Raw genomic sequence first — 7,482 nt, forward strand, 5'->3', positions numbered from 1 at the left:
CTTTTCTTTCCCAGTTTCCTTTGGTTATTTTCGGCAATTACTTGCTTTCCCAAGGGATGGCTTTTTTCAATAATTTATCGGTGATGAAGTAGAGTGCGATAGACAGCACGGCGAGGATAAACAGCGCCGCAAACATCTCATCAATGATCATGCGAGCGTTAGCTTGGAGCATCAGATAACCCAAGCCTTCACTTGAACCTACCCACTCACCGACCACTGCTCCAATTGGCGCAATAACGACGGCAACACGAATACCTGAAGCTAACGTTGGTAGTGCGGCTGGCAATTGAATATGACGAAGTAACTGCCATTTAGACGCGCCCATGGTCTTGGCAAGGTCGAGGTAACCTGTTGGTGTATTGCGCAAACCGTCGTAGCAACATGTCGTGACGGGGAAAAAGATGATGATTGCCGCCATGACGACTTTCGATGCAATGCCGTAACCCAGCCAAAGCATAAGCACTGGCGCGATAGCGAATACAGGGATCGCTTGGCTAGCAATCAGAATTGGCAGTAACCAACGCTTCAGCGGCTCGAACATCAGCATTTGCAATGCGAACAGCAAACCCATTGATAATCCAAGCGCCAAGCCAAGTAAAATCTCTTGCGCGGTAACCCAAGTATGTTTGAGCAGGACATCGTAACGAGTGACCAATCTATCCAGCACTTCAATTGGTGAAGGTAAGATGAAGCTTGGCATGTCGAATACCACCACGACCAACTGCCACAATCCCAAGATCACCGCTGTGCTAATGACCAAGCGCAGAGCCGGATGGGTCACGCGTTCTTTTTTACTAATGCGTGCCGAAACGGAGTTGTACTGAGTCATATCACTCATAGTCTTTCTCCAGTTGATCCAAAATCGCTTGTTGTAGCACTGCGCACTCTCCATCGAGAACTCTTGGAGGCTTGGAGTCCGGAACGACCAAGTGCTGAGCTTGAGCAGGTGTGCCTTGCAACACATAGAGTTGGTGAGCTAATCGCACCGCTTCTTGTGGGTCGTGGGTAATCAGAACAACGGTCTTATCTTTCAATAATTCGGCAGACAAGGTTTGCAACTTATGGCGAGTAACCGCGTCCAGTGCAGAGAAAGGCTCATCCATCAGAACTAGAGGTTTGTCTTGCATCAGAGTGCGAGCAAGGGCAACACGCTGTCTCATGCCGCCAGAGAGCTGAGTTGGCTTAGCATCCGCGTAATCGGCGAGTCCCACTTGGTTGAGTAAAGTCAGTGCACGTTGTTTATCTTGTTCTGGTGCTTGGTCTTGAGAAAATCGAGAACTGAGACAGACGTTGTCTAACACATTTAGCCATGGTAGCAACAAGTCTTGTTGTGCCATGTAGGCAATACGTTCGTGTAGGGCGATGCCATCCGTGGTGGTTAATTCACCATGCCATTCGACTTTGTCGTCTAACAAGCCCGCTAGATAACGAAGGATCGTCGTTTTTCCGCAACCACTACGGCCAAGTAACACAGTCCATTGATTGGCAGGGATGGTCATACTCAACCCTGCTAATGTTGGCGTTTGGCTGTCTTTATATTGCAGACTTGCTTCGGTAAGTTGAATGCCGAGTGCATTAGCGCACATGCGTGTGACCTGCAAAAAAATGGTTCACAGGACCATGACCTTTACCGACATCCAATTCGTCAGCGTGCGCGATAGCTTGGCTGATGTACTGCTTACCAAGGTGCACCGCTTTGTGCAGATTGTTGCCTTGTCCAAGATAAGACGCGATAGCAGAAGACAGCGTGCAGCCTGTGCCATGGGTGTTTTTGGTTGGAAAGCGTTTAGCGCTGATTAACTCGGCGCTGTCTTGCATGATCAGCAGATCGTTGCTGTTTTCGTCTTTTTCCAAGTGGCCGCCTTTTAACAGCACCGCTTTTGCACCGAGTGCGCGTAAATCAGCAATCATATCGTTCATTTCAGATTCCGACTGAGGCACTGGCTTACCCGTCAATGCGGCGCCTTCTGGTAGGTTAGGAGTAATGATGTCTGCGAGCGGAATCAATTCTTCTTTTAAAGTGCTGATTGCCGACTGTTCCAGTAATAGATCGCCGCTGGTGGCCACCATTACAGGGTCAATCACGAGGTGTTTTGGCTGGAATTGTTTAATTTTGTTGGCAACGACCTTAATGATGTTGGAATCGGCCAACATGCCCACTTTGACTGCAACGATGTTGAGGTCGGTAAATACCGCATCGAGTTGGCTCTCTACGTGGTCGAGAGGAATTGGGAAAATCGCAGAAACGCCTTGGGTATTTTGCGAAGTAATCGCCGTGATTACCGAACAAGCATAACTGCCAGTTGCGGACATCGCTTTGATGTCGGCTTGAATGCCTGCGCCGCCACCGCTATCAGAACCTGCAATCGTCAACACAATCGGTGTGTCTATTGAAGTTGCTGCTTTTGGCTGTGTTGATGGTTTTTCTTGGTTTGACTGCTGCGCCATGGTCGCTCCTATTACAGACGTACAGGAACTGACTTGGCCATCGCAAGGGAAGATCGGTGATCGGATCCGTTGAGACTAGCTGTACTAATAGAGACTCAAGCAGGCTAGTGGCAAAGTGATGATAGTTCCCTACGTCAGTGCTAACTGAATCAGGTTCAACGGGTCTCGATTTCGATCTCAGCCGACGCATTCAATGCATGGGCCCCCCGACTATTTCGCCAAGATAATAGCAGTTCACTCAGTTACGGTGCACGTGTTTTTTCCTGTAAAGGGATAGTAATCGTTTAAATATGAGACTTGATAGCGGTAATGAGAGAACAGAATTCAGAGTAAATGACGTGCTGCATTGAAAGTAGTAGTTCAAGACACTATCTAATAGTGAGATATCGACATAATACGTAACGAATCGTTCTTTGATTTAGCAAGGATTAGCACAAAACAAGGTTAAAAAAGTGTTAATATTTAACGCGTTGCCAATATGTCTTTGAGTCATTCGATTTAGGTCATGACTTTAATAAACAGAGTCTAACTCAAAGGTGGGGAAGGCTAGGACGATCAACGAGCAAGGAGATTTCATGCTTAATTCTGTAACAGCGAAAGCGGTGATCGATCATGCCCTCTTTTTAGGGGCTGATTTCGCTGAGCTATTCGTTGAACACCATCAAACCAACACTGTCCAGATCGCATCTGGCGAGGTAGATAAGGTGAACTCGGGTATCGATTTTGGTATCGGTATTCGTCTCTTCTTCGGTCATAAAGTGCTTTACGGTTACACCAACAGCACCGATGAAGCCGAACTTAAACGCGTAACCTCACTGCTTGCAGCAAAAGACAAGCGTGAGCAAATCGCGTCAGCAGGTTCTCTCAATCTGAACCGCTACCCAATTCAACATGGTTGTCGTATGCCACTTGGCAAAGACGCTAACCTAGATTCTAAAATTGCTTTCCTATTGCAAGTTGACCAAGCAGCACGTGCTGAGAGTGAACATATCAGCCAGTTCATTGGCAGTGTGCTTCAGCGTGAACAACAAGTGTCTATCTTCAATTCAGAAGGTCTGCACGTTGACGATACCCGTCACTACATACGAGTTGCTGGTAATACTGTCGCTCAAAAAGGTAATGAGCAGTCTTCTGGTATGGAAGGTCCTGGTGCTCTTGCTGGTTGGGAGTTCAGTGAACAGCTTGATGCGAAAGAGCTAGGTCAAACTATCGCGCAACAAGCGTTGGTAAAACTTGGCGCAGATGCTTGTCCATCGGGTGAAATGCCAGTGGTAATTGGTAACGGCTTTGGTGGCGTAATCTTCCACGAAGCTTGTGGCCACTTGCTAGAAACCACTTCGGTTGCGAAGAAAGCGTCAGTATTCCACGACAAGATGGGCGAAATGGTTGCTCACACCGCAGTGAATGCAGTCGATGATGGCACCATGACCAACGAATGGGGCTCGATTCATGTTGATGACGAAGGCATGAAGACTCAGCGCACTCAATTGATCAAAGACGGTAAGCTAACCAGCTTTATGGTCGATAAAATGGGTGGCATGAAGACAGGTTATGAGCCAACAGGGTCTGGTCGTCGCCAAAACTATAAGTTCGCACCAACCTCACGCATGCGTAACACCTTTATCGAAGAAGGCGAGCATTCACTTGATGACATGCTGGCAGGCATCGAACGTGGTATCTATGCGAAGAAGATGGGCGGTGGCTCGGTTCAACCGGGTACGGGTGAGTTTAACTTTGCTGTTCGTGAAGCTTATCTCATTGAAAATGGCAAAATCACCAAACCTCTGAAAACAGCAACGCTGATCAGCACGGGTCCAAAAGTGTTGAAAGAAATCAGCATGGTCGGCAAAGACATGGCGCTTGCGCCGGGCATGTGTGGTTCAGTAAGTGGTTCAGTACCAACAACAGTCGGTCAGCCAACGCTGAAAGTCGATAACATTCTGGTAGGAGGCGGTAACTAATGAGCCAAGAACAACAACTTCTTAATGCGGTTGATTACGTCCTATCAGAAGCAAAACGCCAAGGTGCAGAAGCGGACGTCATTGTAAACCGCAACAGCAGCTTTTCTCTGAAAGCGAACCAAGGAAAGCTGGATGAGTACAAAGTAAGCTCAAGCCAAGTTCTGGGTGTTCGTGTTGTGAAAGATGCGCGCGTTGCAACAAGCTATTCTGAGTCGTTAGAGCAACCAAGCTTAGATTTGATGCTGACCAACGCACTCCAAAGCGCTCGCTTTTCCAAGCAAGATGAACATCAGACTATTAGTTGCATGAACAGCCAAATCGCGACTGATGTTGCTGAGATTGCGCAAGAAGATACAACTTCTGTTGATGAAAAAATTGAACTGTCTCTCGCACTTGAGCAAGGCGTAGTAGCGCTACCTCACGCTTCTAGCGCGCCTTACAATGGTTACAGCGATGGCGAAACGCAATTAATTATTGCCAATACTCAAGGCACATTGTGTCAACACTTCGAGCGCTCGTTCACTTGTTACGCGTATACCTTGTTTGAAAAAGACGGCAAACAGTCAATGGCGGGTAGAATGTCACTTGGTCGCCGTTTTGATGAGTTGAATCCAGCTTACTGTATCGAAGGTGGCTACAACCTTGCTCGTGATCTTCTGGAAGGTGCTCCGGTTGCGACAGGTAACTACCCTGCTATTTTCCACATTAATGCGCTAGCAAGTTTATTCGGTGCTTTCGGCAGTGCTTTCTCTGGCGTAAGCGCGATGAAAGGCATTACGCCACTGGGTGACAAGCTTGGTCAACGTGTTGCGAGTGATTTGATTACCTTTACTGATACGGCTTACATGCCAAATGGTATGGCAATCGCGAGTTTTGATAGTGAAGGCTTTGCTACTCAAGACAATGTGATGATTGCTAATGGTGAGTTGAAAACCTTGCTACACAACAGCCAGACCGCAAGTTACTTGGGCGCAGTCTCGACAGCAAGTGCCGCTCGCGGTGCAAAATCGAGCCTAGACGTATCAGCGAATCACAAAGTGATTGCGACAGGTCACAGCAGTGCGTCAGAAGTAAAAGCGGGTGAGTACCTAGAGTTAGTCGAACTCCAAGGTGTCCATTCTGGTGCGGATGCAGTGAGTGGTGATTTCTCATTTGGTGCGAGTGGCTTCTTGTGCCGTGATGGTGAGCGCATTCAACCAGTGCGTGGTATTACAGTAGCAGGTAACTTCTACAAGATGCTGCAAGAAGTTGAGGCTGTGGGTGATACTCAGTTAATTAACGATAGCCGCACTTTCTTCTCGCCAGACGTTCGCTTTGCACGCTTGAGCATTGGTGGTAAGTAAACTTAGCATTACTATAGAAACAAAAAGAGGACTCATGGAGTCCTCTTTTTTTATGGAGTGATTAACTCGTGAGAATTAAAATTCGCGAATGTCCAACTCATTGTGGATCAATACCACACACTGAGAAGCGAACAGCATCTTAGGACCTAAGCTGATCTTCTCTGTGCCAAGGCGCTTCAAGCTGTTAAAAGACTTCTTCGGCATCGGAATATGGTCAGTTAGCAAGAAACATGGGTTTCCACCGATTTCTGCATCACGAACAAATTCGCCTTTTTTATCCAACATATATAGTTGGTGATCTTCTGCCAGCTCTTGCACTAGGCGTTCAAAACTGACGGTACGAACGGTGATACCAGGTTCGACTTCACGAAGCTGCTCTTTACCCATACCAACCGAAGCATCCAAAGCGCGAGCCACTGCTGCAATCAAGGTTGACTCATGGAAGCCGCCAATGTTGGTGATGTCGTTGGAGCGAATAGTAATGGTGCGCGAGAAGTCTTTTGTGCTTTCTAAAACCAAGTGAACAACCACATCTTCACGGTGTGATTGAGCAACGAACATAGTGTTCATCATGGTATGAGCAAGAATCTCTGTATGCGCTTCATTACCAACACCTTCTAACAGTGCTTTGCTGGTGGTTGGCGCCGCGCGAGCTCGTAAAACAAAAGAGCGCATGAATTTAGCCTCTATATAGGAAGAGTGAATGCGCGGAAGTATATACCCAAGCAGGGAATGGATGCGAGTTTAATAGCAAATGTGAACTTACTTACAAAGCTTCGATTGTCGTGCGGAGTGTGCTGGTTAGAATAGAGGCAACCTGTTAGGAGCGGTATATGGAAATCAAAAAAATAAACAAACAAGTCTATAGAAAGAAGGTCAACCTAGTGATTGGTGGCTTTGTTGCCTTGCTTGCTATCTCTTCTCTTGCTTTTAGTACGCTATTGATCGTTTTGTTTGGTAATACAGATGTAGTACCTGAACAGTCGACGGGGAACTTTCACTGGAACTTAATTGGTGTTGTGCTTGCCTTAGTCACTTCACTGTCTTTGCTGAACCAATTCAAAACACGCCCTTATATGGAAGAAGTGTTGTATGTCTGGAAACTCAAGCAGCTGCACAACAAGATCTTTCGCAAACTGAAAAGCATTAAAGCCGCTTCTGCTGAGCACGATGTAAAAGCGCTGACGATACTTAAGTTCTACTATACGACTCAAAGTCAGGTGTTTGAGTTAGACAACAACACATTGACGATGAGCAGTGTAAATAAAGAATTAGAGGCAATTGAGCAAATAGAAGCAGCGAAGTCATTGGAGCTTGATATCACAAGCTTTGAAGAGTCTTGGATTGACACATATTGATTGCCTATTTGCTACGTTAAGTTAACAACTAAGTGCTAAAAATAAGCGTTTGAGTGAAATTTCATCACTCGACGCTTTTTTTTAAGTTTTTTTCTAAAAAAGGGTTGCCAAGAAAAATCATCTCCCTATAATGCGCCTCCGTTGTCAGGGCAAAGCGGAAACGCAAAAGTGGTTGGCAATGAGGCGAAAGAAAAGCTTCTAAAAATTAATTTGAAAAAGTGTTTGACACTAAGAATTAATTCCTTAGAATACGCCTCCGCTTCGATAGCAAAGCTTACGAAGCAAGCTCTTTAAAAATATAGACCTATCAATCTGTGTGGGCACTCGTTGATGATAATCCAATTAGAAATTTCTCTTAATAAAGAGCGGTTT

7 protein-coding genes and 1 riboswitch are annotated in these 7,482 nt (G+C 46.2%); of the genes, 3 read left to right on the forward strand and 4 right to left on the reverse strand.

What is annotated here, in order from left to right:
- Positions 1-37: 37 nt before the first annotated feature.
- The 3 genes from OQJ86_RS23045 to thiD are packed head-to-tail and all read right to left on the reverse strand — an operon-like array spanning position 38 to position 2,448.
- Entirely contained in the window at positions 38-838 is an 801-nt protein-coding gene (locus OQJ86_RS23045; RefSeq protein ID WP_050918773.1) for an ABC transporter permease, read from the reverse strand.
- The gene (locus OQJ86_RS23050; protein ID WP_265991294.1) at positions 831-1,586 is read right to left on the reverse strand and encodes an ABC transporter ATP-binding protein; all 756 of its coding nucleotides are present in this window, start codon (positions 1,584-1,586) and stop codon (positions 831-833) included. The genes OQJ86_RS23045 and OQJ86_RS23050 overlap by 8 nt, the downstream gene beginning before the upstream one ends.
- Positions 1,576-2,448 carry a bifunctional hydroxymethylpyrimidine kinase/phosphomethylpyrimidine kinase gene (thiD, locus tag OQJ86_RS23055; protein ID WP_186175757.1) on the reverse strand — a complete coding sequence of 291 codons (873 nt, stop codon included), beginning with the start codon at positions 2,446-2,448 and terminating at the stop codon, positions 1,576-1,578. Before thiD ends, OQJ86_RS23050 begins: the two co-directional genes overlap by 11 nt.
- Before the next feature lie 109 nt (positions 2,449-2,557).
- Positions 2,558-2,667, reverse strand: a riboswitch (TPP riboswitch).
- Between the two features lie 356 nt (positions 2,668-3,023).
- Here thiD and OQJ86_RS23060 point away from each other — a divergent pair.
- Together OQJ86_RS23060 and OQJ86_RS23065 are read left to right on the forward strand one after the other, a co-directional pair.
- Positions 3,024-4,409 carry a TldD/PmbA family protein gene (locus OQJ86_RS23060; protein WP_005435311.1) on the forward strand — a complete coding sequence of 462 codons (1,386 nt, stop codon included), beginning with the start codon at positions 3,024-3,026 and terminating at the stop codon, positions 4,407-4,409.
- Positions 4,409-5,752 (forward strand): TldD/PmbA family protein, encoded by a 1,344-nt coding sequence (locus OQJ86_RS23065; RefSeq protein ID WP_045406345.1) that lies wholly within the window; start codon positions 4,409-4,411, stop codon positions 5,750-5,752. Before OQJ86_RS23060 ends, OQJ86_RS23065 begins: the two co-directional genes overlap by 1 nt.
- Positions 5,753-5,827: 75 nt before the next feature.
- On the opposite strand, the gene trmY is transcribed toward OQJ86_RS23065, so the two are convergent.
- The gene (gene trmY / locus OQJ86_RS23070) at positions 5,828-6,427 is read right to left on the reverse strand and encodes a tRNA (pseudouridine(54)-N(1))-methyltransferase TrmY (RefSeq protein ID WP_005374282.1); all 600 of its coding nucleotides are present in this window, start codon (positions 6,425-6,427) and stop codon (positions 5,828-5,830) included.
- Positions 6,428-6,585: 158 nt separating this feature from the next.
- On the opposite strand from trmY, the gene OQJ86_RS23075 reads away from it, so the two are divergent.
- The gene (locus OQJ86_RS23075) at positions 6,586-7,110 is read left to right on the forward strand and encodes a DUF3087 domain-containing protein (protein WP_104047167.1); all 525 of its coding nucleotides are present in this window, start codon (positions 6,586-6,588) and stop codon (positions 7,108-7,110) included.
- The last annotated feature ends 372 nt before the right edge of the window (positions 7,111-7,482 follow it).

This window comes from Vibrio sp. Sgm 5, from assembly GCF_026241575.1.
GTDB lineage: Bacteria > Pseudomonadota > Gammaproteobacteria > Enterobacterales > Vibrionaceae > Vibrio > Vibrio jasicida.

Coding starts and splice junctions, on each gene's coding strand:
- OQJ86_RS23045 (WP_050918773.1), bottom strand. CDS start 838: ATGAGTGATATGACTCAGTACAACTCCGTTTCGGCACGCATTAGTAAA.
- OQJ86_RS23050 (WP_265991294.1), bottom strand. CDS start 1,586: ATGTGCGCTAATGCACTCGGCATTCAACTTACCGAAGCAAGTCTGCAA.
- thiD (WP_186175757.1), bottom strand. CDS start 2,448: ATGGCGCAGCAGTCAAACCAAGAAAAACCATCAACACAGCCAAAAGCA.
- OQJ86_RS23060 (WP_005435311.1), top strand. CDS start 3,024: ATGCTTAATTCTGTAACAGCGAAAGCGGTGATCGATCATGCCCTCTTT.
- OQJ86_RS23065 (WP_045406345.1), top strand. CDS start 4,409: ATGAGCCAAGAACAACAACTTCTTAATGCGGTTGATTACGTCCTATCA.
- trmY (WP_005374282.1), bottom strand. CDS start 6,427: ATGCGCTCTTTTGTTTTACGAGCTCGCGCGGCGCCAACCACCAGCAAA.
- OQJ86_RS23075 (WP_104047167.1), top strand. CDS start 6,586: ATGGAAATCAAAAAAATAAACAAACAAGTCTATAGAAAGAAGGTCAAC.